General features: G+C 42.7%; 19 protein-coding genes, 1 tRNA gene and 9 pseudogenes. 13 read left to right on the top strand and 16 right to left on the bottom strand.

The features are described from left to right. Positions 1-34 precede the first annotated feature (34 nt). Complete coding sequence (gene speC / locus ACK8NJ_RS04070; protein ID WP_063085741.1) at positions 35-2170, bottom strand: ornithine decarboxylase; 2136 nt, start codon at positions 2168-2170, stop codon at positions 35-37. A gap of 162 nt (positions 2171-2332) precedes the next feature. Next, entirely contained in the window at positions 2333-2410 is a 78-nt protein-coding gene (locus tag ACK8NJ_RS04065) for a hypothetical protein (protein WP_369758763.1), read from the bottom strand. A gap of 152 nt (positions 2411-2562) precedes the next feature. Here ACK8NJ_RS04065 and ACK8NJ_RS04060 point away from each other — a divergent pair, with 152 nt between their 5' ends. The 7 genes and pseudogenes from ACK8NJ_RS04060 to tnpC form a co-directional block, all read left to right on the top strand. Continuing rightward, a complete protein-coding gene (locus tag ACK8NJ_RS04060; protein ID WP_000234526.1) occupies positions 2563-3270 on the top strand; it encodes a DUF554 domain-containing protein in 708 nt (235 codons plus the stop codon). 105 nt (positions 3271-3375) lie between these two features. Further along, a tRNA-Phe gene (locus tag ACK8NJ_RS04055) sits at positions 3376-3451 on the top strand. 197 nt (positions 3452-3648) lie between these two features. Further along, complete coding sequence (locus ACK8NJ_RS04050; RefSeq protein ID WP_063103355.1) at positions 3649-4911, top strand: tyrosine-type recombinase/integrase; 1263 nt, start codon at positions 3649-3651, stop codon at positions 4909-4911. Positions 4912-5308: 397 nt separating this feature from the next. Continuing rightward, positions 5309-5542, top strand: coding sequence for a hypothetical protein (locus ACK8NJ_RS04045; protein ID WP_063103356.1), 234 nt, complete (start codon positions 5309-5311; stop codon positions 5540-5542). 17 nt (positions 5543-5559) lie between these two features. Beyond that, positions 5560-5721, top strand: coding sequence for a helix-turn-helix domain-containing protein (locus ACK8NJ_RS04040; RefSeq protein ID WP_411962507.1), 162 nt, complete (start codon positions 5560-5562; stop codon positions 5719-5721). A 306-nt stretch (positions 5722-6027) separates the two neighbouring features. Further along, positions 6028-6354 (top strand): annotated as a pseudogene (locus tag ACK8NJ_RS04035) (transposase); the annotation flags it as partial. Positions 6355-6365: 11 nt separating this feature from the next. Next, a pseudogene (gene tnpC, locus ACK8NJ_RS04030) lies at positions 6366-7094 on the top strand (IS66 family transposase); the annotation flags it as partial. 29 nt (positions 7095-7123) lie between these two features. Here the strand turns inward: tnpC and ACK8NJ_RS04025 are convergent. From ACK8NJ_RS04025 to ACK8NJ_RS03975, 11 genes and pseudogenes are all read right to left on the bottom strand, one after another. After that, positions 7124-7516 (bottom strand): annotated as a pseudogene (locus ACK8NJ_RS04025) (helix-turn-helix domain-containing protein); the annotation flags it as partial. Between the two features lie 199 nt (positions 7517-7715). Next, the gene (locus ACK8NJ_RS04020) at positions 7716-8441 is read right to left on the bottom strand and encodes an EAL domain-containing protein (RefSeq protein WP_077881399.1); all 726 of its coding nucleotides are present in this window, start codon (positions 8439-8441) and stop codon (positions 7716-7718) included. Between the two features lie 295 nt (positions 8442-8736). Continuing rightward, positions 8737-9054, bottom strand: coding sequence for a helix-turn-helix domain-containing protein (locus tag ACK8NJ_RS04015; protein ID WP_074154347.1), 318 nt, complete (start codon positions 9052-9054; stop codon positions 8737-8739). A 214-nt stretch (positions 9055-9268) separates the two neighbouring features. Further along, a complete protein-coding gene (locus tag ACK8NJ_RS04010; RefSeq protein ID WP_063103358.1) occupies positions 9269-10078 on the bottom strand; it encodes a helix-turn-helix domain-containing protein in 810 nt (269 codons plus the stop codon). Positions 10079-10139: 61 nt separating this feature from the next. Then, positions 10140-10385 carry a helix-turn-helix domain-containing protein gene (locus ACK8NJ_RS04005; protein WP_063103359.1) on the bottom strand — a complete coding sequence of 82 codons (246 nt, stop codon included), beginning with the start codon at positions 10383-10385 and terminating at the stop codon, positions 10140-10142. Between the two features lie 115 nt (positions 10386-10500). After that, complete coding sequence (locus ACK8NJ_RS04000; protein ID WP_063103360.1) at positions 10501-12435, bottom strand: ATP-binding cassette domain-containing protein; 1935 nt, start codon at positions 12433-12435, stop codon at positions 10501-10503. Continuing rightward, the gene (locus ACK8NJ_RS03995; protein WP_063103361.1) at positions 12428-12856 is read right to left on the bottom strand and encodes a hypothetical protein; all 429 of its coding nucleotides are present in this window, start codon (positions 12854-12856) and stop codon (positions 12428-12430) included. Before ACK8NJ_RS03995 ends, ACK8NJ_RS04000 begins: the two co-directional genes overlap by 8 nt. A 6-nt stretch (positions 12857-12862) precedes the next feature. Further along, positions 12863-14095 carry an HlyD family efflux transporter periplasmic adaptor subunit gene (locus ACK8NJ_RS03990; RefSeq protein WP_063103362.1) on the bottom strand — a complete coding sequence of 411 codons (1233 nt, stop codon included), beginning with the start codon at positions 14093-14095 and terminating at the stop codon, positions 12863-12865. Next, positions 14096-15301 (bottom strand): TolC family protein, encoded by a 1206-nt coding sequence (locus tag ACK8NJ_RS03985; protein WP_063103363.1) that lies wholly within the window; start codon positions 15299-15301, stop codon positions 14096-14098. Continuing rightward, the gene (locus tag ACK8NJ_RS03980) at positions 15291-16292 is read right to left on the bottom strand and encodes a hypothetical protein (RefSeq protein ID WP_063103364.1); all 1002 of its coding nucleotides are present in this window, start codon (positions 16290-16292) and stop codon (positions 15291-15293) included. The genes ACK8NJ_RS03985 and ACK8NJ_RS03980 overlap by 11 nt, the downstream gene beginning before the upstream one ends. Continuing rightward, positions 16293-16745 carry a hypothetical protein gene (locus ACK8NJ_RS03975; protein ID WP_063103365.1) on the bottom strand — a complete coding sequence of 151 codons (453 nt, stop codon included), beginning with the start codon at positions 16743-16745 and terminating at the stop codon, positions 16293-16295. Between the two features lie 253 nt (positions 16746-16998). Here ACK8NJ_RS03975 and istA point away from each other — a divergent pair. From istA to ACK8NJ_RS03950, 5 genes and pseudogenes are all read left to right on the top strand, one after another. Further along, positions 16999-17941, top strand: a pseudogene (gene istA / locus ACK8NJ_RS03970) (IS21 family transposase); the annotation flags it as partial. After that, positions 17913-18056, top strand: a pseudogene (locus ACK8NJ_RS03965) (IS3 family transposase); the annotation flags it as partial. The pseudogenes istA and ACK8NJ_RS03965, both read left to right, overlap by 29 nt. 16 nt (positions 18057-18072) lie before the next feature. Beyond that, entirely contained in the window at positions 18073-18333 is a 261-nt protein-coding gene (locus tag ACK8NJ_RS03960; protein WP_404855453.1) for an IS66 family transposase, read from the top strand. Further along, positions 18287-18687 (top strand): annotated as a pseudogene (locus ACK8NJ_RS03955) (IS66 family transposase). Before ACK8NJ_RS03960 ends, ACK8NJ_RS03955 begins: the two are co-directional and overlap by 47 nt. Further along, on the top strand, positions 18597-18806 hold the full coding sequence (locus ACK8NJ_RS03950) for a hypothetical protein (protein ID WP_411962506.1): 210 nt from the start codon (positions 18597-18599) through the stop codon (positions 18804-18806). Before ACK8NJ_RS03955 ends, ACK8NJ_RS03950 begins: the two are co-directional and overlap by 91 nt. A gap of 109 nt (positions 18807-18915) precedes the next feature. On the opposite strand, the pseudogene ACK8NJ_RS03945 reads toward ACK8NJ_RS03950, so the two are convergent. After that, positions 18916-20013: pseudogene (locus ACK8NJ_RS03945) on the bottom strand (IS110 family transposase). Between the two features lie 60 nt (positions 20014-20073). On the opposite strand from ACK8NJ_RS03945, the pseudogene ACK8NJ_RS03940 reads away from it, so the two are divergent. After that, positions 20074-20262 (top strand): annotated as a pseudogene (locus ACK8NJ_RS03940) (transposase domain-containing protein); the annotation flags it as partial. Between the two features lie 30 nt (positions 20263-20292). Here ACK8NJ_RS03940 and ACK8NJ_RS03935 read toward each other — a convergent pair. Continuing rightward, positions 20293-20565: pseudogene (locus tag ACK8NJ_RS03935) on the bottom strand (transposase family protein); the annotation flags it as partial. A gap of 259 nt (positions 20566-20824) precedes the next feature. After that, positions 20825-22366: a Na(+)/H(+) antiporter NhaB gene (nhaB, locus tag ACK8NJ_RS03930; protein ID WP_210173277.1), complete on the bottom strand. Its 1542-nt coding sequence runs from the start codon at positions 22364-22366 to the stop codon at positions 20825-20827. Between the last annotated feature and the right edge of the window lie 188 nt (positions 22367-22554).

Genomic DNA, 22554 nt, shown 5'->3' with positions numbered 1-22554 from the left:
AAAACGGGTCGCCAGAAGGTGACCCGTTTTTTTCTTACTTCAACACATACCCGTACAACCGTTTCATGCCATCTGCATCGGTTTCGCTATAGACACCTTGCAGCTCCGGCGAAAATCCCGGCAACAAATTCACCCCTTCTTCCAGCGCAAGGAAATAACGTTGAACCGCCCCACCCCAGACTTCTCCGGGTACCACGCAAAGCACGCCTGGTGGATAAGGCAACGCCCCTTCTGCCGCAATTCGCCCTTCGGCATCACGAATCCGCACCAACTCCACTTCACCGCGAATATAAGCGCTATGCGCATCCTGGGGGTTCATCACCACTGACGGGAAACTCTGCTGGCGGAACATCGCTTTTTGTAGGTCTTTGACGTCGAAACTGACATACAGATCGTGCATCTCCTGACACAACTGGCGCAGGGTGTAGTCGCGATAGCGCACCGGATATTTGTTATAAACGCTCGGCAACACCTCAGCCAGCGGCGAGTCATCCTCAATATGCTGTTCAAACTGCGCCAGCATCGCCACCAGTTGCGCCAGCTTCTCGTGGCTTTCCGCCGGAGTTAATAAGAACAGAATGGAGTTGAGATCGCACTTCTCCGGCACAATGCCGTTCTCACGCAGATAGTGCGCCAGAATCGTCGCCGGAACGCCAAAGTCGCTATATTCGCCAGTTTCGGCATTAATACCTGGTGTAGTGAGTAACAGCTTGCACGGATCAACAAAATACTGATCCGCGGCATATCCTTCAAAGCCGTGCCACTTCGCCCCCGGCTCAAAACTGAAAAAACGACGGTCACTGGCTAACACTGATGTCGGATAATCCTGCCACAATTTGCCATCAACAACGGGCGGGATAAACGGGCGGAACAGCTTACAGTGCGCAAGAATAGCCTTGCGCGCTTCAATCCCTATCTCAACACACTCCGCCCACAGCCGACGCCCACTCTCCCCTTCATGAATTTTGGCGTTAACGTCCAGTGCAGCAAACAGCGGATAGAACGGGCTGGTAGAAGCATGGAGCATAAAGGCATTATTCAACCGCTTATGCGGGCAAAAACGCGCCTGTCCGCGGATATGGTTATCTTTTTTATGGATCTGCGACGTCTGTGAGAATCCCGCCTGCTGTTTGTGCACTGACTGGGTCACAAAGATCCCCGGATCGTTTTCGTTAAGTTCTAACAGCAGCGGCGAGCTATCCGCCATCATCGGGATAAACTGTTCGTAACCGACCCACGCGGAATCAAACAGAATGTAATCACACAGATGCCCAACGGTATCGATCACCTGGCGGGCGTTATAGACAGTGCCGTCATAGGTTCCCAGCTGAATAATCGCCAGGCGAAACGGGCGCGGCAACTCCGCTTTTTCTGGCGCAACGTCGCGAATTTGCTGGCGCAGATACTCTTCATTAAAACAGTGCGCATCAATACCGCCAATGAAACCAAACGGGTTACGTGAAGCTTCCAGATAGACCGGCGTCGCCCCCGCCTGAATCAGCGCGCCGTGATGATTCGACTTATGGTTGTTACGGTCGAAGAGCACCAGATCGCCACGCGTTAACAGCGCATTCGTCACCACTTTATTCGCTGCCGATGTGCCGTTCAGGACAAAATAGGTTTTATCGGCATGAAAGACTTTGGCTGCGAATTTCTGCGCATCTTTCGCCGATCCTTCATGAATAAGCAGATCGCCCAATTTTACGTCAGCGTTACACATATCGGCGCGAAAGATGTTCTCACCAAAGAAATCGTAAAAATGGCGTCCGGCAGGATGCTTTTTAAAGAACGCACCATGTTGATGTCCAGGGCAAGCAAAGGTGCTGTTGCCCATCTCAACGTACTGCGTCAGCGTGTCATAAAACGGTGGCAGCAAATTCTCTTCATACTGACAGGCTGCGGATTCCAGCTCCAGCCACTGCTGCTCGTTGCCGTTGATTACCGCCGTAACGCCCGCAGGTAATTCAACAACATGTTCGGAATACAAAAACACCGGTAGATGAAAACCGGTGCGCTTAAGCAACGCAAGAATGCCACTGCGGCTATCCGCAGCGGTAATGACGACTGCCGCGACGTCCGTAAAATCAGTATCTCCCAACGCCACCACGCGGCGATGAGTAGAAAGTCGGGATACCAGTTCACTACTGGCGGCAATATTCATTGATTTCATAAGCGCAAAACCCGTTTCGGGGAAGTAAGAATACCGGACAAGGTGAAAAACCCTGCCCCACGAGATATGGGTCAAACTGGTCACCAGCTCCGACCGCCAGACATCAGTAAAAGCAGAAACGCTCTGATTTTACTGTTGTCCTGCAGTGAGCGTGCGTTAACTTCACCGCATGAGCAGAAAAGGGGAGGAGTTTCGCGCGAAACGGCGATAAGCGAGAGAATGTAAGGAGGTGGCGTGCATCGGGCAAACTCCGTACAGAGAGGAGAAAATTCGCGCAATCATGGCACCTTTCACCAGAGCGTGCAAGCCAGGACTTTGCGAACAAACAAGCCATCGAAGGTGCCAAACGGTCATAATAAGAAAATCAGACAATGCAGCTAACAGGAACTCTTGTGGTCATCGGTCCTTTTATCAACGCAAGTGCAGTATTACTGGGTGGCGTTCTCGGTGCACTCCTTAGCCAACGCTTACCGGAACGTATCCGCGTCTCCATGACATCAATTTTTGGTCTGGCATCGCTGGGGATTGGTATTTTACTGGTGGTGAAATGCGCCAACCTTCCGGCGATGGTTTTAGCAACCTTACTCGGTGCATTAATCGGCGAAATTTGTCTGCTGGAAAAAGGCGTCAATACCGCGGTCACCAAAGCACAAAATCTGTTTCGCCACTCACGTAAGAAGCCAGCGCATGAATCTTTTATTCAGAATTATGTCGCGATTATTGTCCTGTTTTGCGCCAGCGGCACCGGGATCTTCGGGGCGATGAACGAAGGGATGACCGGCGATCCGAGTATTTTAATCGCCAAGTCATTTCTCGATTTCTTTACGGCGATGATCTTCGCCTGCTCGTTGGGTATTGCGGTGTCGGTAATTAGTATCCCATTACTGATCATCCAGTTAACGCTGGCGTGGGCTGCCGCGCTGATATTACCGCTGACCACACCGTCGATGATGGCAGACTTCAGCGCCGTAGGCGGTTTATTGCTGCTGGCAACCGGATTACGCATCTGTGGCATTAAAATGTTCCCGGTGGTCAACATGCTTCCAGCACTCCTTCTGGCAATGCCGCTTTCCGCCGCCTGGACCGCCTGGTTTGCCTGACAATGCGTGCAATAGCGGCAAAGTGATGATAGATTGTGCAGTCTGCAGTAAATTGAAGAAATTTGATTGACGAGACGAGGCGAATCAGGTTTAATGCGCCCCGTTGCCCGGATAGCTCAGTCGGTAGAGCAGGGGATTGAAAATCCCCGTGTCCTTGGTTCGATTCCGAGTCCGGGCACCAAATTCATATCAACGGACCTCCACGGAGGTCCGTTTTTCGTTTCAGAACGCCACGATTTAAGCGTTCTATCTATAAATCAATTCTACCGAACTCAACCAGATTCCCCCCACATCAACCCCATTGTGTGGGTATAATTGCGGGTATACCCCAGTTCGACAGAATTTGTACCCTCTTTAACGCATTCAGAAGGCTGTACTATGGCACTGACTGACGCAAAAATCCGGGCTGCAAAGCCCACTGACAAGGCTTATAAACTCACTGACGGGGCTGGCATGTTCCTGCTTGTTCATCCTAATGGTTCCCGTTACTGGCGTCTCCGTTATCGTATTCTGGGTAAGGAGAAGACTCTGGCACTTGGTGTGTATCCAGAAGTTTCTCTCTCCGAAGCTCGTACAAAACGGGATAAGGCCCGAAAACTGATTTCGGAGGGGGTTGACCCTTGCGAACAGAAAAGAGCTAAAAAAGTAGTCCCTGATTTACAACTCTCTTTTGAACATATTGCACGACGCTGGCATACCAGTAATAAACAATGGGCACAATCACACAGCGATAAAGTACTCAAAAGCCTCGAGACACACGTATTCCCCTTTATCGGCAATCGGGATATCACAACACTCAATACCCCGGACCTGCTTATCCCTGTTCGTGCTGCAGAAGCTAAACAAATTTATGAAATCGCCAGTCGTCTGCAGCAAAGAATATCTGCTGTAATGCGTTATGCCGTACAGTCTGGCATCATCAGATATAACCCGGCCCTGGATATGGCTGGTGCATTGACCACAGTAAAACGCAAGCATCGCCCTGCTCTGGATCTTTCACGCCTGCCTGAACTTCTGTCGCGTATTGACGGCTATAAAGGCCAGCCTGTCACCCGACTGGCAGTTATGCTGAATTTACTGGTTTTTATTCGTTCCAGTGAACTCAGATACGCCCGCTGGTCTGAAATTGATATTGACAATGCCATGTGGACTATTCCTGCCGAGCGTGAACCACTCCCGGGCGTAAAATTCTCGCACCGGGGCTCCAAGATGCGAACACCGCATCTTGTTCCTCTCAGCAAACAGGCTGTAGCCATATTGACAGAACTTCAGACATGGGCTGGTGAAAATGGTGTGATATTTACGGGTACACATGACCCGCGTAAACCAATCAGTGAAAATACTGTAAATAAAGCCCTGAGGGTGATGGGGTATGATACAACCCAGGATGTCTGTGGGCATGGGTTCAGGGCGATGGCATGTAGTGCGTTAATAGAATCAGGTTTATGGTCGCGTGATGCGGTTGAACGTCAGATGAGTCATCAGGAGCGTAATGGTGTACGTGCTGCGTATATCCATAAAGCAGAACATTTGGAAGAACGCCGACTGATGCTACAGTGGTGGGCAGATTTTCTGGATGCGAACAGTGAACAATGCATCAGCCCGTTTGAGTATGCAATGATTAACAATCCATTAAAATAGTAATAATTCCCGGGCAATATGCCCGGGGTACTTTGAATGACTATTTTTCTTTGGGAATAATTAAGAAGCCCCCAAGGGAGCTAACCCCAACTTTACAAATAGAGCGACTAAAACAACTTGCATCCCTAATTCGAAATTTCAGGGATGATGTGATTGATTTACATAATGAAGAGCCTAGTGATTCTGCTCGCTCAACTGGGCTGAAGGTCTATGAATATAGCCGAACGAGAAGAATTCGTGCTGCAACTCAATACAAAGAATGGCCCTAGCCTGGCATAGCGAAAGACGATGGGAAATTTACCTTTTCTATTGATTCCGTGCCAGTCCGTTTGTACCGGGGAGCCCTACTCGTCCGGAAGAGCGCAGGCTGATACCTTGCGCAGAAGCGCTGAGTCAGATGAGTTTGTTGCCTGATGAAGTTGATGATTTCCGCTATGTTGAGCGTGTAACCTTTACTGGCGTTTTAGAAGGCATGCAGATTTCATGCTGGGAAATTCCGCTGGATAAAAGAGTTCCTGCTTTCAGCCCCATTGATACCGAATTGCCTGAGCTAGTCAAAACTCAGAAAGCAACAATCTCTTTGAAAAGGAAAGATAAAAAGGCCGAGAATGGTGGCTCAAGTAATGGTTAGTAAATTATGGCTATAGAATTTTATGGCGAGCGGCTACGGCTAGCGCGGTTGTTAAAGGGTATACTCTGCAAGAGCTTGGTGATGCTGTTTGTGTAACCCGACAAAGTATACATCAGTACGAAAGTGAGGTTCGAACACCCGCTGATGATGTGAGGAATGCACTGGCAGAGTTTCTTTAGGTTTCCACCGACTTTTTCGGAATGCCTCTTTCTGGTGACGTTAAGCCAGAGCAATGCCATTTTTGTAAAAGACAGGCAACGCCTGCTAATGTTAAAGAGCGGGTTCTGGTATACAATACTATTCTTGAACTGCTCGTTGCTGAATTACATGAACACTTGGATATGCCCGAGAACGGTTTTAATTTAATTGATAATAGTAAGATTGTAGAATTAACGTAACCGGCTCATTTAAACCGAGACTGTAATTAAAATTATGTAATTGCCTGTTTTTGATATGTTCACTCCAACAAAGAAGACAGGCAAATTATGGACGAAAATAAGTTTAAAACCCTTGCGGCTGAACTGGCTAAAGGCCTCAAAACCGAGGCCGACCTCAATCAGTTTTCCCGTATGCTGACGAAATTAACTGTCGAAACAGCGCTTAATGCGGAACTAACTGACTATATCGGGTATAAGAAAAATGCGCCCAAAACAGGCTCAAATACCCTCAATGGCTACTCGTCAAAAACGGTATTGTGCGATGACGGCGAGATAGAACTGAAGACGCCACGTGACCGTGAAAACACCTTCGAACCTCAGCTGATTAAGAAGCATAAGACGCGCATCACCCAGATGGACAACCAGATTTTGTCCCCGTAGGGGATGCGGATGATATCCCCGTTCCGGTCCAGGAGCCGGGCAGTGGTAAAACAAGGACTGCCCGGCTGTGGGTCTACGTCCGTGATGACCGTAATGCCGGTTCACAGATGCCCCCGGCGGTCTGGTTCGCGTACTCACCGGACCGAAAAGGTATCCATCCACAAAATCATCTGGCCGGTTACAGCGGTGTGCTTCAGGCCGATGCTTACGGTGGTTACCGGGGGTTATACGAATCCGGCAGAATAACGGAAGCCCTGCAGCGTATCGGTGAACTGTATGTCATCGGGGCAGAAGTCCGGGGATGTTCAGCAGAACAGCGTCTGGCAGCAAGAAAAGCCAGAGCTGCGCCACTGATGCAGTCACTGTATGACTGGATACAGACTCAGATGAAAACACTGTCGCGTCACTCGGATACGGCAAAAGCGTTCGCATACCTGCTGAAACTGTGGGACAGACTGAACGTGTACTGCAGTAATGGCTGGGTGGAAATCGACAACAACATCGCAGAGAACGCCTTACGGGGAGTGGCCGTAGGCCGGAAAAACTGGCCCTTCGCGGGTTCCGACAGCGGTGGCGAACATGCGGCGGTGTTGTACTCGCTGATCGGCACCTGCCGTCTGAACAATGTAGAGCCAGAAAAATGGCTGCGTTACGTTATTGAGCATATCCAAGACTGGCCGGCAAACCGGGTACGCGATCTGTTGCCCTGGAAAGTTGATCTGACCTCTCAGTAAATATCAATACGGTTCTGATGAGCCGCTTACGGGCGTTCGTAGCGAATGAAATCAGCTTTACGCCAGAATTTAATAACAGGTTTAACCTGATTCTGGCAAAGAACTTTGTGGATAGTTGCCATTACAAGTGAGATTGTATGAAGTCGTTTTAACTCGCTTTGAATCCGTCTTGCACCCAGATTTCGCTGGGAACGTAACTCCAGAATCAGAGCGACTTCGCAAGTGCCGGTTTTCGTTGATGGCGAACGCTTAGGGCGACGGCTGTGGCTTTCCAGACCAGCGATGCCCTGAGCCAGATATCTGCGCCACCATTTACGCAATGTGGGACGAGAAATGCCACAGCGACGGCATACGAACCCCGCATCACCGGACGTTTCATAGAGTTTTACCCACTGTAGCCGCTGCTGAATTTTCCTTCTCATAGTTAGGCATTATAGTGAAACGATGTCTATGAATCACACATATCAATACGATTCTGGTGAACCGGTTACAGAAGAAAAACACTGCCGGAGTCTGAAAAATGCGACACCAGAGTGTCCGGGTATCACAAAATAAAGTGAATTTACTTAAATATGTTTAATTTTATTTTTCAAGAGTAACTTACTAATTATACAGCTGGCGTTATTTATATTCACAACAAAATGTATCCACCTTTTCCGGTCTGCCGAAATAAAACCCTTGTAGATAATCCACTCCCAGAGAACACAGACAGTTCACCTGCGCCTGTGTTTCCACACCTTCTGCCACCGTATCAATACCCAGCTTTCCTGCCAGCCCGACAACGCTTTCCACAATATGCCGGGATGTTTTTTCATTCAGAATGTCCTGTGTGAAGCTTTTGTCCATTTTTATATAACTGACCGGGAAGTGCTTCAGGTACGATAATACGGAACATCCGGTTCCGAAATCATCTAGGGCAAATTCAACACCGGCATCAATCAGCCGCCCCAGTTTCTGTTCAGTCTGTCTGTCCATGTTAAACGGCTGCTGCTCCGTCAGCTCCAGAACCAGATGTATGCTGTCATGCCCTGCCAGCGCCAGACACATCTGAGTGAACTCACGCTCAGCCAGCAGAGCCGGTGTCACGTTCACGGCAAGCCGGAAACCACGCGGCAGCATGGCTTTAACCTCCGAAAGTCCGGCCACCGCACGGTTCAGTATTTTTTCCGTCAGGGGTAATAACAGACCGGCAGATTCCACCCTATTCATGAAAAATGCTGGTGAAATAATTTCTCCCGTCGGCATGTGCCAACGAACCAACAGCTCAGCACCAGATATGGTAAAGTCTGATGCAGAAACCACCGGCTGAAGATACGGTTCAAATTCATCATTACTGAGTGCGTGCATAAGACTGTCTGTTGATAAAATCTCACATTTCACACTACCTGTCCCCCGTATCATAACTTCTCTGTCTAACCTTATCATCAGCAGATGAATATCTGATATATAAAAGTGATGTAAATATCACTTGCTCTGCATTTTCTTTTTGTAAAAAAAACGCGGTCTCTGAACGTGACCGCGGGACAATGTCCAAGTCTATACCAGTAAGAAATATTTATCAGCACTTATCTAAGACATAATCTTATTTTATCTTATTAAATGTTTAGCATGAAATTATAATGTATGTTGTTTGATGTATTATTCACTTTATGATAGTGTTGATTTTTCCCTCTTTATCGATAAGTCTCATTTTTACACTCGAGGATAACGAGAGATCCAACCAGAACGTAGTATCATTACGAATTCCCAGTTTTTTGTAAATCTGGTGCTTCTGTAATGAAACAGTTTTAACACTACGAAATCTGAACTCTGATATTTTGGTGACTGAATAGCCTTTTACTAATAATTCAAGTACCTCACACTCCGTTTCTGTCAGTGGCGGATACACCCATATATGAGCTGTTATTCTATGCTCTTTTATATAACATCTTACATAACATGGAAAATTATAGTAATTCATTTTTAGTCAGAGTATTATCAATAAATTGTAAACAGTGCCTGTGTTTCAGGAAGGTGCCGCCATTCAACGCTAGTACATAGATTTGTATAATTGCCTGATTTTGATATGTTTAATATAACATTAAAAATAATTATAGACAAAACATAGTTACAGTTTCTGGATAAGGAACTATACAGTATCTGCGAACTGTTATTTAAAAGATTTTGTGGATTTACTATGTTATTCCTGCAATTCGAGTGTAAGCCGCAGGAGTTAAGCCAAAGGTTGTTTTGAAACAGGAGATAAAATATGATTCATTTCTGAAACCACACATTTGTGCAATTTTTTTTATTTTCAATCCTGACGGATTATTCTCTAAAAGCCTTTTTGCATGAATCATCCTTGCATCATTGTAGATCTTTGAAAAAGATGCTCCCTCATTTTTTAACTTTCGCTTTAATGTTGATTCACTCATAAATAGTTGGTCAGCCACTTTCCGTAGAGTCCAGTGGAGACTTAAGTCATTTATAATAAGATTATATACTTTCCCGGAAACAGAAATTTTCCGATATGACGGTTCTTTATCAAACGAGCGAGAAAACCACATTAAAATATACATAATCATATAAGAGTATTCTTGTGATTCATTTTCTTTATCTTGAGGCGGAGAAAATGCAATAAGGCTCATGAATATTTCAAAAAAACCGGGAAGTATTGATGCTCTAAGTATAACCATGTTATTATACAATTTCGCGTTATGTTTGTCTAAATAGACTTTTGCGTTTAGTTCCGGTACAAATCGTTTAGGTACCCTGAGACACCAAAGCATACTCTTCTTGCCATGTGAGTCTATATGAATATTAATCTTTTCCCGGCAACATAAAGCAATCATACAGGGAGGAGGCAGAGAGAATTTTTTGTTACCGTAAGATATAGTTACTGTGCAGTTATTGTTAAATAAAAGATAAAACTCTGAAGCATCAACACATGAATGATAATTTATTGGAATATTATTGTCATGTATTAATTTTATAAGTTTCATCATGATAGTTGTCTTCTGTTAAGATAAATTAACTACGAAAAATTATGAGCAAACTATAGAAACTCTATAAAGTTAGTTTATTTGTCTTCTTTATTACTCTGGCAATCGTCATTCTGTTTAAGCCAAGGAGAGTTGCAGCTTTGCTCTGGTTGCCATTCGTAAAGATAAGAGTTGCTTCGATCACGGCCTGCCTAGCTTCATAAAGAAGGAAACGTAAGTTTGGTTGTCCACAACTATCTTGGGATACCTTCATTTCAATAACTTTTGTAAAGAGTTCTCTTAACTCAACATAAAAATATTTGTCAGACATGTAGCTAATCTAGATCTAGTTCAATATGCAACGGGCTCATTCAATACAATAGTAGATAAATTCATATCACCTACAAGATAAAGTAATAAAAATATCAGAGAATTGTTCACATATTTTACATTGAAACATTAATAACTTTCCTTCCAGGTAAATCACCTGACATTATACTTTTTTTTCCTAATGTAATAGTGTGGTTACACAATGTTAATAATGATGAATCATGTGTTGATATAATCAAAATAGCCTCAGGGAATCGTCTTTTTATATCATTTATTACATTAAATGCCTCATTAGAAGGTAAATATGAAGTAGACTCGTCCAAGAATATGATGTCTGGTTTCTTACTCAAAGCCATTTCCAGTAAGATTTTTTGTTTTTCACCATTTGAAAGTAAAAGATCTTCAGCATCTTTATCAGAAAGATTTTCTTTGCTTATAATCAGTTTGGGACAACACTTTCTGATTATACTAATAATAAGTTCATTATCATCAACCCCTCTCATTTTAAAATTATCTATCAAAGAGCCCCGTATAAACCTACTGTCACTCGAGTGATATGTAAATTTATTTTGTATAAATAACTGATCAAGTTCAGTAAGGTGGATGTTGTTAACTTTTATTTCTCCTGCAGACATTGGGAGAAGCCCTAACAGGGTCTTAATAAATGTGGTTTTGCCGCAACCAGAGGGGCCATTTATCCCGAGGCAATCTCCACGAGTTAATGTTTTGCTAAAGTTTGCTAACAAAACTGAAGAGCCTGCACTGACTGTCAGATTATGAATATCAAACGAGTTAATTCTATCCAGATGCACACCGCAAGTGATATAATTTACACGGTTCTGAAAAAGAAGGTGTAAGTTTTCTTTTAGATGGTAGATCTGAATTTTAGCCATATAAATTCTGTTCGTAACACCGATAAGTGCCGCTGAAAGCCTCGAGTTAATTATCATTAACGCAATGATAATACTATATTGCATCTCCCCATACTGAATGGAAAAATAACATGTAGCATACAATACAACCATTGATATAAAAGAATTAGTTCTGATTACTTCAGACCAGTGATGATTCTCTCTTTGCATGGTAATCCTATTCATTTCATCATGATGGAACCTATCAGACAAATGACTTTTAAGTCCATATTCCGGAATGAATGGTAAATCATCTCTATTTGCTTCAAGAGAAATATTAACTCCTAATTTTTCGTATGTAGTAGCATTTAGCAAAAGATTTCTTTTATATGTTTTAAATCTAGTATAGATCAACAAGACTGATACCACAAGATAATATATAAAAATAATAAATACATACTTTCCTAACAAGAATGCTAAAGTGGTAAAATAAAGTAATGACAGGCTAAAATCTGTAATAATAATAGAGAACGACTCCCATATATAATTCAGGGCGTGATCAATCGCTCTAATTTTAATAGAAAAGGAACGACATCTTGAATATTTCAAAAAATCAAGCCAGTAGAGATTACACAATATATTATTCTGCATGATCTTTTCTGTTGTTTTTTCGTAAATAGACGATTTGATTGTCATTTCAAGAATCATCAAAAAGACAAATATCAATGAAATGAAGAAAAACGACAATGCCGAATCACTGTATACAAGTCTTGAGTTAAAAATATTTGAGTAAAAAGGGCTCAATAAAGCGAACAGTACCAGAGGGAGAGACCAAAGACCCACCCGAGGTGTCATGCTAATAAATTTATTAAACAGATCAACGTCATCTGTAATCAAAGGCTTTTTCTTAAAAAGAAAAATTTCCTTGCCATAGAAAACTTCAGTTTCTAGCGTTCTTTTATTTGTTAAATCATAATAACCATGAATTTCTTTTTTTACAACAATATATTTATCTTCAATGGAATTAAAAATAAATAACTCATTGGAGTTATCGAATATTTTATTAACATACTGATATTCGAATAACTTATTATCAATATGATTATTAATACATTCTTTGATCTCAATAGGATCTATGAGGTCAAGATCGGACAGGGTTTCACCACAATATTCAAAGTAAATTTTCAGTGCATCAATCATTTTTTATCTCTACATAGCAACTGTTAGTTGTTTCAACATAAGGAGGTGAAAGCAAAATAACTTCTGTTTTGTCTCCAAGAGATTTCTTAAGACGTAAGTAATTTAACGTAGAAATCTTAGTCGCTACTGTTTTTGATAGATTTGAACCATATTGACAATAGATAATCAATGTGGCGACGCCACTTTCTTTAATTTTTTTCAAATCGCTAGTTGAAAGTGATAATCCACCAAACAATATATTTTCATGTGTTTTTTTTATTTCATTTTGGTTATGTTGCGTAGATGATAGCTCATCAATCTGGATACTTTTCAATGCTTTCTCCCTGGCTAGCATTGTTGTGCCAAGATTGATAAGTAAAGTTGTCATGATTAAAATCATGACGGCTACTGCAGATGAAAGAGCAGAAACAAAACCTAACATATTTTATTACCATACATTAAAAGTGAAACTATCATTAACTAATGCGGTAAGATAATTCAGTATTGATATTTTTTTGCTAATAGCAAAAACTCTAACCTGAACTCCTTCATATTCCGGTGTAATACTTTGTTGTTCGTTTGGTGTTATTTCAACCTCATAGTATCTTATATTGTCACCTTTTTTTTCATCCAAAAAAGAGTCAGCACTGATTTTTGTAATCTTCCCGGATAAGGTCTTTTTAAATCCTGGAGAGTCAACAGATATTTTTACTTTACCAGATGTATAGATAAATGGCCTATACCTTGCATCAAATTTGGCGTCAATAATACGGATGCTATGAGACTTTTTTATAGTCAGAATCTTTTGGTTAGTTTCAATATAGGAGTTATTGGTTAAGTTTCTCTCCACATCGAGAATCACACCTTGTACTGGAGATACAACAGTATTAGCAATAATTTTGTTTTTAAGAAGTTCAGCCTCACCATGTTGCTCTTTGTTATTTTTTCTAAATTCATAGATTCTGTTATTTACTTCATTAATCTTGTCTATCAACCGGCTAAGATAATCTTTGTTTTTATTATTTATATCACTTTCTGAAGAAAGGAAAGACATTTCTTGAGAGTTAATTTGTGATGTCAACTTAGATATTTCTAGTTGATTGTTTAGTTTATCAATTGCCGGTGCTTGGGATTTATTTAATAATTGAGCTTTAGTATTAAGAATATCCTTTTGAATACTTAGTGCATTCTTTTCATTAAGATAGCTTTCTTTTTTTTTCTCGAAAATACTCTTCTCTATTTCAAGCGCTTTATGCTCCGTATAAAAACGATATGAGGATAGTTCGGAGAGGGTGTTAGTGTCAGTTTTATTAAGTATAGATTCAACTTCTGTAAAATTACCTTGTAAAAGTTTTGATAAAAGCTCGAGATCTTTAAGCAGATTATTATACTTCTGACCATTAAGTTCCAGTAAGTCTCTTAATGACTTCTCTTTATAGAAAACATCAAGGTTTGTATATGAAAAAAGCACATCTCCGGGAAGAACTTGTTGTCCTTTTTTAATAGAAAACTCATTAATCAGGCCTGAACTTGGGCTAGTAACTTCAATTTTATCAGAAGACCCAGAAATAACCCCTGTACCAGGGGTTACTATGTCAATTTTAAATGCAGAGAGCATTATCAATAAGATAGTGAGAATAAATACACTGATTGATACCTTACTTTTTATTATACGTTTCATTTAGATCAATTCGCCGCTAATTTGCAGCATTTCTATGCTGTTTAAATAAATATTAACTCTTTTATCTATTAGCTTTCTCTTTGTTGAGAATAAATCATAGCGAGTGTTGAGCATTTCATAATACGAAGACTGAGAAATGTCATACTCTGTCATTTGATTATCTAAGATATTCTCTGTTGTTTCAATCTGCTGCTGTAAACTCTTCATTTCCTCGATATTTGAACGCCTTGTGAAAGTAGTTGTTCTAAGTTTGGATGTAAGCTCTTTGTATTTATTGTCAGCTTCTTCCTGTGCTGCAAGATATAGCTTTTCTTTTGCCAGTTTGTTTGAGATGTTGTTATAATTAAAGACATTAAATTGTGCTTGTAATCCTATATAGGAATCATCTTCTTTTTTATTATCTGTTTGTTTGTATTCTGAAACAATATTGATATTCATAAAAGGACTTTGCTGGCTTATCTCACTCCGAGCCACAATAGCCTTTTTCCGAAGGATTTTGAGATCCGTATTGTTATTGATTCTTTCATTATCAGGGATAAATTCTTCTATTTTCTTCATAGTATTATTATCAATATATACTCCAGATTCAGGATATGTGACTCCAGTGTACTGTTCAATATTTGATCTAAAAAGTTCAATTTCACGTTCTATACTTTCTATATCGGTTTGAAGCCTATCTATAAGTAGCTTGCCTTGGTTCTGGTCACTAGCTTTTGCAAGCCCCAAAGCGTAGTTTGTACTAATCTGCTCATATATTTTTATCGATTGTTTTTTTAATGACTGAGCTTCATGAAGCAGCTCTGTATAGAGTTTTATGCTAATAACATTCTCAATCAACAGACGATATAGCTTTTCTTCTTCCTGGTGCAAAGCCAGTTTGCTCATCAATAGTTGATTCTCTGCTTGCTCAAACTTATCGGGAAGATCTGAACTATATAGTGTCGAATTAGCAGATATTTTAGATTCATTTTTATAGTCGCTGACTTCTTGTTTTGCCGTATAACTAACATCTACTTGTGGAAGAAAATAGAGTTTTGTCTGTTTACTTTTTTCGTACTCTGCTTCCACTTCATATTGTTTAACTTTAATAATTGACGAATTATTCTTTAACTCATCATAAAACCTTAAATAATTTACGCCTTCTTCAGCAAGAGAGGATAGGGAGAAAAAAAATAAAGCAATAAAAGATAGAGTTTTATTTATCATAGATTAGCTCCATTACTTTCATTATTTTGTTTTTTATGGAATAATATTCCTTCGATGCATCCTGTAAGTTTTGTACACCCTTACATGCGATATCATTTGAAAGCGATATTTCTTGCCTCATATTTTTAATTGACTCAACGATATCATCCAGTTGAGAATTTATATTATTATCTTTATTGCTTAATAAAGAAAACAACTCATTTTTGAACGTAATGTGTTCTGAAATAAGATTATCCTGTCTATTGCTGTTATCATGAATAATTTCATTAGTCGATTCTTTTAATTCAATAATGGTTTCTTTTTGAATTTCAACTAGCGTTCTCTTCATTTCAATGAGCTGACATAAATGAGTATTAATATCACATAACTCTTTTAGCACTAGTTCAGTTGAGTCTTTATTATCTGAAACAACAATAAGCTTTTTGTTAAGGTTTATACTCAATTCACTTAGTGTATCTAATCGTGAAGATATAAACTCAAACTCTCTTGCATATTCATATTTTTCTGTTACTTCTTTTTTTGTTTTAGTGTAATAGGCTTGCCAAAAGTTCAGACTAAGCAGTAATAATACAGATACAGTAACACCTATAATCGATGTCAGGAAAGCAAATGACATGGCAGCAAGAGCTGAAGCAACCGATGACATCATTTTGGCTATTTGTGCGGCCATATCTCCTTCACCGCCCAGAGCTCCTGCTATTGCAGATACCATGGATGTCAGTCCTAGAAAAGTACCTATCAGACCTAATGAGACCGATACAGATGCTGCTAGTTTTGTTTGTTTATCCAGCACAATCCAGTCTTCGACTTTTGCTTTACGAAGGAATACATGCACCAAATGAATCACTAAAGGCACAGCGTACAGAAATAACATCGCATAAGTTATTTCCGGCGCCAATGTAATCGACTCATTGATCGTACTCTGCACCGTATCAAATATGAAGTAAGAAGCAATTACAATGATGTATATCAGAGTGCCTGCTAAGAACATTTAATTCATCTCCCAGTAAAGACAAGACTTATCTGTAGGGCAATGTTTTTCATCACCAATTTTCAGCACGATACTTTTGTTAGTTTGTATATTTGTTTTGAAATAGAATAGATTATAAATCATCTTATTTTTTCTATTTACCACTCTCTCAGGCATATAACTATAAACACTGACACTATCTCCTTTTGTTTTATTAATATTTTCTATAATAGCATCTTTTTGTTCCTGATTTAGTAATACCCCTTCATTAAAAACTATAACTTTACCATTAAGATCAACAGTCGAATCCTTAAATTTAAGAAGTCCTCCAGTCATCTCCTCATATGCTTTACCAGTACCGGATATCATAAAAACGGTTGATATTAATATCAGAACGCATAGTGCACCACTTAATCCATCTACCATTGGTGCTAATTCATCATCATTGTTAAATTCGTCTTCTGTATTATTCATTATTAACGCTTACAACCTGATTTAATACCTGTACAAAATTATTGTTGCTGATAATTTTAATTGTCAAAAAATTACGCACAATATCAAAACAAGCCCATTCATATAAAGATAAGATTAATCTTCTTGTATTGTTTATTATTTAATCTCAATGATGTTCTGCCACATTCAGGTATACCTATAGTGAACCAATTAACATACCAACTAATGGGTAGAAAATCTGTTTGGATATCTTCTTTTTTTAATCTCACTGCACAGACCATTCATGGATTATATTGAGAGCGTATAGTAGAAAATGTCTGAAACGCCGAAGTTATCCTCGTAGAAATAAAGAATCTGGACTATCCCGGTGGACGAGCCATGTTGCATTACTATATCCAGTCCAGGCGTAAGATGTGGCTATCAAAGAAAACAGTTTGCTTCGAAATTCTGCTGGGTTATCAGCTCCAGTATGACTGAGGATAAGTCGAATCTGAGATTGCAGGACAACGATGCGGGATTATCTTCGAGGTTAACACACTGGGGCTCTCATATTGTGTCTATGTTTTTGCCACTCCCAGACAGGATGCAGAACATAACCATGAATCACTTGCAAGAGCCTTCTGCGCTTTGGTGGCCGCGTGAAAACGGTGCTGGTTGATAACCAGAAGGCTGCGGTGCTGAAAAATAACAACGGGAAAGTCGTGTTCAACTCCGGATTCCTGCTGCTGGCCGATCACTATGGCTTCCTGCCACGGGCCAACCGTCCACGAAGGGCCAAAACCAAAGGTAAGGTGGAACGGATGGTGAAATACCTCAAGGAGAACTTCTTCGTCCAGTACCGCAGATTCGACAGCTTCACTCCTGTCAATCAACAACTGGAGCAAAGGATAGCCGATGTGGATGACAAACTGGAGCTTCGCCAGTTCAAAGAAACGCCGGAACAGCGCTTCGCGCTGGAGCAGGAACATTTTCAGCCGTTACCGGATACGGACTTCAATACCAGTTACTTCGACATCCGCCATGTGTCCTGGGACAGCTATATCGAGGTTGGCGGTAATCGTTACAGCGTTCCCGAAGCGATGTGTGGTAAGCCGGTATCGATACGAATATCACTGGATGACGAGTTGAGGATCTACAGTAATGAGAAACTTGTGGCCTCACATCGCCTCTGTTCAGCATCGTCTGGCTGGCAGACAGTGCCGGAGCATCACGCCTGAAAAGTTCATGCGGCATGTGGATGCTTACATCAGATGGTATAACGAGCGGCGTATAAAATTATCGCTGGGTGCAGTCAGACCTGAAATGTACCGCCAACAATGTGGGGTGGCATAATAAAGCAGTCTAGGAAATCGTCCGCATCCCCCTTCACACTGACGACACACCGGTAAACATACTGGCACCGGGCCTGAAAAAGACGAAAACAGGGCGCATCTGGACGTATGTCCAGGATGATCGCAATGCGGGTTCGTCATCTCCTCCGGCGGTCTGGTTCGCGTACTCACCGAACCGGCAGGGGGCCCCCCGCAGAGCAACACCTCCGCCCCTTCCGGGGTATCCTGCAGGTGGATGCGTTCACAGGTTACGACAGGCTGTTCAGTGCAGAACGTGAAGATGGTGCGCTGACAGAAGTTGCGTGCTGGACCCATGCCGGAGAAAAATCCACGATGTATACATCAGCAGCAAAAGTGCGACGGCAGAAGAAGCCCTGAAGCGAATCAGTGAGCTGTACGCCATCGAGGATGAAATACGGGGATTACCAGAGTCAGAGCGTCTTGCAGTCAGGCAGCAGCGAAGTAAAGCGTTACTGACCTCGCTGCAGGAATGGATGGTGGATAAGAATGGGACGCCCTCTGTTATTACAGTGATGACGGTCTGGCGGAGGCGGACAATAACACAGCGGAAAGAGCGCTTCGTGCAGTCTGTCTCGGAAAGAAAAATTCTTATGACCTTTGTCAAATATTAAGCCCAAAAAAACCTTACGCAGCTCCGGGAGCTTCGTTATATCGCGGATTAAAGAACCTGAAACAGTCAGACTGTATCTTGGATTTTACAAACTCTTATTCGGGGATTTTAGCCCCATGACGATTTACGCAGTGAGCTGGCCTCTTTCTACGTGCAGGTATTAGCGTATTCTGGCTTCCCTGAATTCTTTTACGAGGATCACTCATTCCGTGTCTGACTGCTTCAGGGGTTAATTTTGCTTCTGCTGACTGAATGATGATTGGGCAGCAAGTGCAATATCCCACATAAATCCAGTCAACTCACGAGCCACCGCCGTAATGGCTACTTGTGATTTTTTCCCTTTTGCTGTCAGACTTCGGTAACGAGAACACAATCGTTGTTGAGCTTTCCATGCAATATCTTTGGAATATTGTGTTACAGAGTCCGGTCGGTAATATATAAGCCATGCACCAACTTTTGCAGGTGTACGATAAGACTAGGCGGCTTCGTAAAGCAGACGCCTCAGTTCGCTGTTTCCACTGGAATATTCACCTGGCACCAGTCCCAGAAAAGCCATGAGCTGTTTGGGATTGGAAAATCGCGAAAAATCACCCAGTTCAGCAACCAGTGTTATTGCAATTAGCTGACCAACACCTTTAAGAGCCTGCAACTGGCAGACCAGATTGCACAGAGACCACTCAGGTAACAGGCGAGATATTTCCTGGTCGAGTTGAAGTATACGATCTTCAATCTGCTCCAGACTTTGACAATAGTGTTGAAAAGCAATCTGTTGAGATGGCTGACTAAATGATTGATTAGCTAACCAGGTTCGGTGTTTTCCTGTCCAGTGCTTTCCAGCATAATGTTTGTCTGTTCGCAATAGCATGCTCAGAATTCGCTGTCGGGCAACTCTGCTGTCTCGTTTAGCTGCTGCACAGGCTCTGATTAGATCCCGCATAGCTTCATGAGTCAGGTCAGAGATCCAGACAGGGGTAAGTTCTCCAGCCCGCAGTAACCTGGCGAGAGAAATTGCGTCCCGATGATCATTTTTGATTCTGTCTGTCGGTGATTTTGGTATCCGGGAAGGGGCAATAACCTGGCATTTTATATTCATCGCTGTGATTTGATGATATAGCCCAAAACCACAAGGGCCAGCCTCATAGCAGGAAAGAATGTTTCCGTAAAGTCCTTGCAATTTCTGAAATAATCGACGTACAGCCTGGGCTTCGTTGTTAATCGTACCATAATAACGAACTTCGCCAAGCCGTTCAGGTGCAGCAATAGCAACCGCCAACGTTTCTTTATGCACATCCAGCCCGACGTAAGCCGCAATATTTTCCGAATGCATGATGACCTCCTCTGGAATATCCCCCCAATGCTATAGTGAGTATATAAAGGTCATATCATCTACGTGTTCTTCGGTAGCGATCACGGCGGCGAGCGTGGTGCACTGCTGTACGGGCTGATCGGCACCTGCCGTCTGAACGGTATCACTCCGAAAGCGCATCTGCGCCATATTCTGAGCGTACTATAGAAATGGCCCTCCAACCGTGTTGATGAACTCCTGCCATGGAACGTAGTTCTCACCAATAAATAAGCGTCAATACGGTGCTCCGTTGACGCTTACTATTAATCCCAGTTGACGTTGTAAATTTTGTAACGCCTGTGAAGACTGCTGGTGTGAACCGGCGAAGGGGGCAAGCGACTCGGCAAAAATTTTACGTGAACAAGCCGGGTTACGGCAGTACCAGTGGCGGACGGAAAATACAAGCCATAGCGTCTGCCCTGAGCAGGGTAGATGCTGTATCCGGCGCCGACGACAACTATGAACAGAGTCGCTGCGTTTAAGGCATTCAGGGCATTGTGCTGTTTTGCGTTTTCCGCGAAGATGGAGGGTTATGTGCAGGTATTATGGGTTTGTAACTAGTAGCGATTGCAGCTAATGTGGGCTGAAAATCGGGGTAAATGCAGGTCGGGTCGATTTCAAATGCAGATTACTATACCTATGGTTCCGATTTACTTCCTGGCAATATGCATAGCGTGCGCAGTTTAAACCAATTCATTCGCTGCGCCACCAGGAGGCAGCAAAAACAGGACGCAATTGGACAATTATCGGGCGAAAAGGCAAACCGGGCATTTATATGCCCGGTAAGTTGTTATCAAAGCGTTGCTATCCAGCCCATTTGCATAAACCATTCGGTTACAGGGGCAAGCGTAAACTCGACGCAGAGCAGCCCGACGAATGTCAGGACGAGGGTGTAAGGCAGGGCCATCCACACCATGCGGCCATAAGAGAGGCGAATCAATGGCGCGAGTGCAGAGGTCAGCAGGAACAGGAACGCAGCCTGACCGTTCGGCGTAGCGACGGAGGGCAGATTGGTACCGGTATTAATGGCGACCGCCAGCTGCTCGTATTGCTTCAACGTGATAGCGCCACTTTCCATTGCTGCTTTCGCTTCGTTGATATAAATCGTCCCCACGAAGACGTTATCCGAAATGGATGACAACAGACCGTTGAAAATATAGAACAGCGACAGCTGAGCATGTTCCGATGCCTGCAACACAAACTGAATAATCGGCGAAAACAGTTGTTGGTCGATAATCACTGCGACGACCGAGAAAAACACCGTCAACAGTGCGGTGAATGGCAGAGATTCGGTGAAGGCTTTACCGATAGCATGTTCATCGGTGACACCGGTCAATGATGTCGCCAGAATAATGACTGACAAACCAATCAAACCAACTTCCGCCAGATGCAGTGCCAGCGCAGTCACCAGCCAGACGCCGATAATCGCCTGGACAATCAGACGGATTTTATCCTGACGGGTACGCTGGTGGCGGCTTTGATCGTCAAACTGTTGCAGCACTTCGCGGACTTTCTCCGGCAGCGTTTCACCGTAGCCAAACCAACGTAGCTTCTCTACCAGCAGGCAGGTTAACAGGCCACAAATCAGAACCGGGACGGTCACCGGCGACATGCGCAGGAAGAAATCGCCAAAATGCCAGCCAGCCGCTTTAGCGATGATCAGGTTCTGTGGTTCGCCCACCATGGTCATCACGCCGCCTAATGCGGTGCCGACACCGGCATGCATCATCAGACTACGCAGAAAGCCACGGAACTGTTCCAGAACCACTTTGTAATGCTTGTCGATATGACTATCGTCTTGCAGGTCGGTATCTTCGGCACGGGAAGAGGCTACGCGATGATAAATACCATAAAAACCGACTGCGACGCTGATCACCACCGCCACGACGGTTAAGGCATCGAGGAACGCGGAGAGGAACGCCGCCGCCATGCAAAAAGAGAGCGACAGCAGCATTTTGGAGCGAATGCTTAACAGCAAACGGGTAAATATGAACAGCAACAGCTGTTTCATAAAATAGATACCCGCCACCATAAACATCAGTAACAGCAAGACTTCAAGATTTGCCGCAACTTCTTCACGAACATGTTCCGCGCTGGTCATGCCGATGAATACCGCTTCGATAGCCAACAGACCACCGGGGAGTAGCGGGTAGCATTTCAGGGCCATCGCCAGAGTGAAAATAAATTCCGCTACCAGTAACCAGCCAGCGACGAAAGGGCTGATGAGGAAAATTAACGGGTTTACGATTAAGAAAATGATGAGGGCGAGTTTGTACCAGTCGGGGGACTGGCCCAAAAAATTGCGCCATAGCGCGCGGCTCCAGGAGATCTCCATGATGGTTTCCCTTATATTCAACATTAAAAATTATCGAAAGTTCACCATTCTGAAAAAACCTCACGTAGAAAACAGAGATAATATATATATTGTCCTGTTTTTGGAGAGGTTCATGGTAAACAGAGCTCTGCTCTCAATAAAGCCCCCAATACATTAATCTTTCTCGGAGGCTTTATTTTTATCTTTAA

This window comes from Escherichia sp. F1, assembly GCF_046764225.1.
GTDB classification, from domain to species: domain Bacteria; phylum Pseudomonadota; class Gammaproteobacteria; order Enterobacterales; family Enterobacteriaceae; genus Escherichia; species Escherichia coli.
This window is presented reverse-complemented; position numbering and strand designations above follow the sequence as displayed.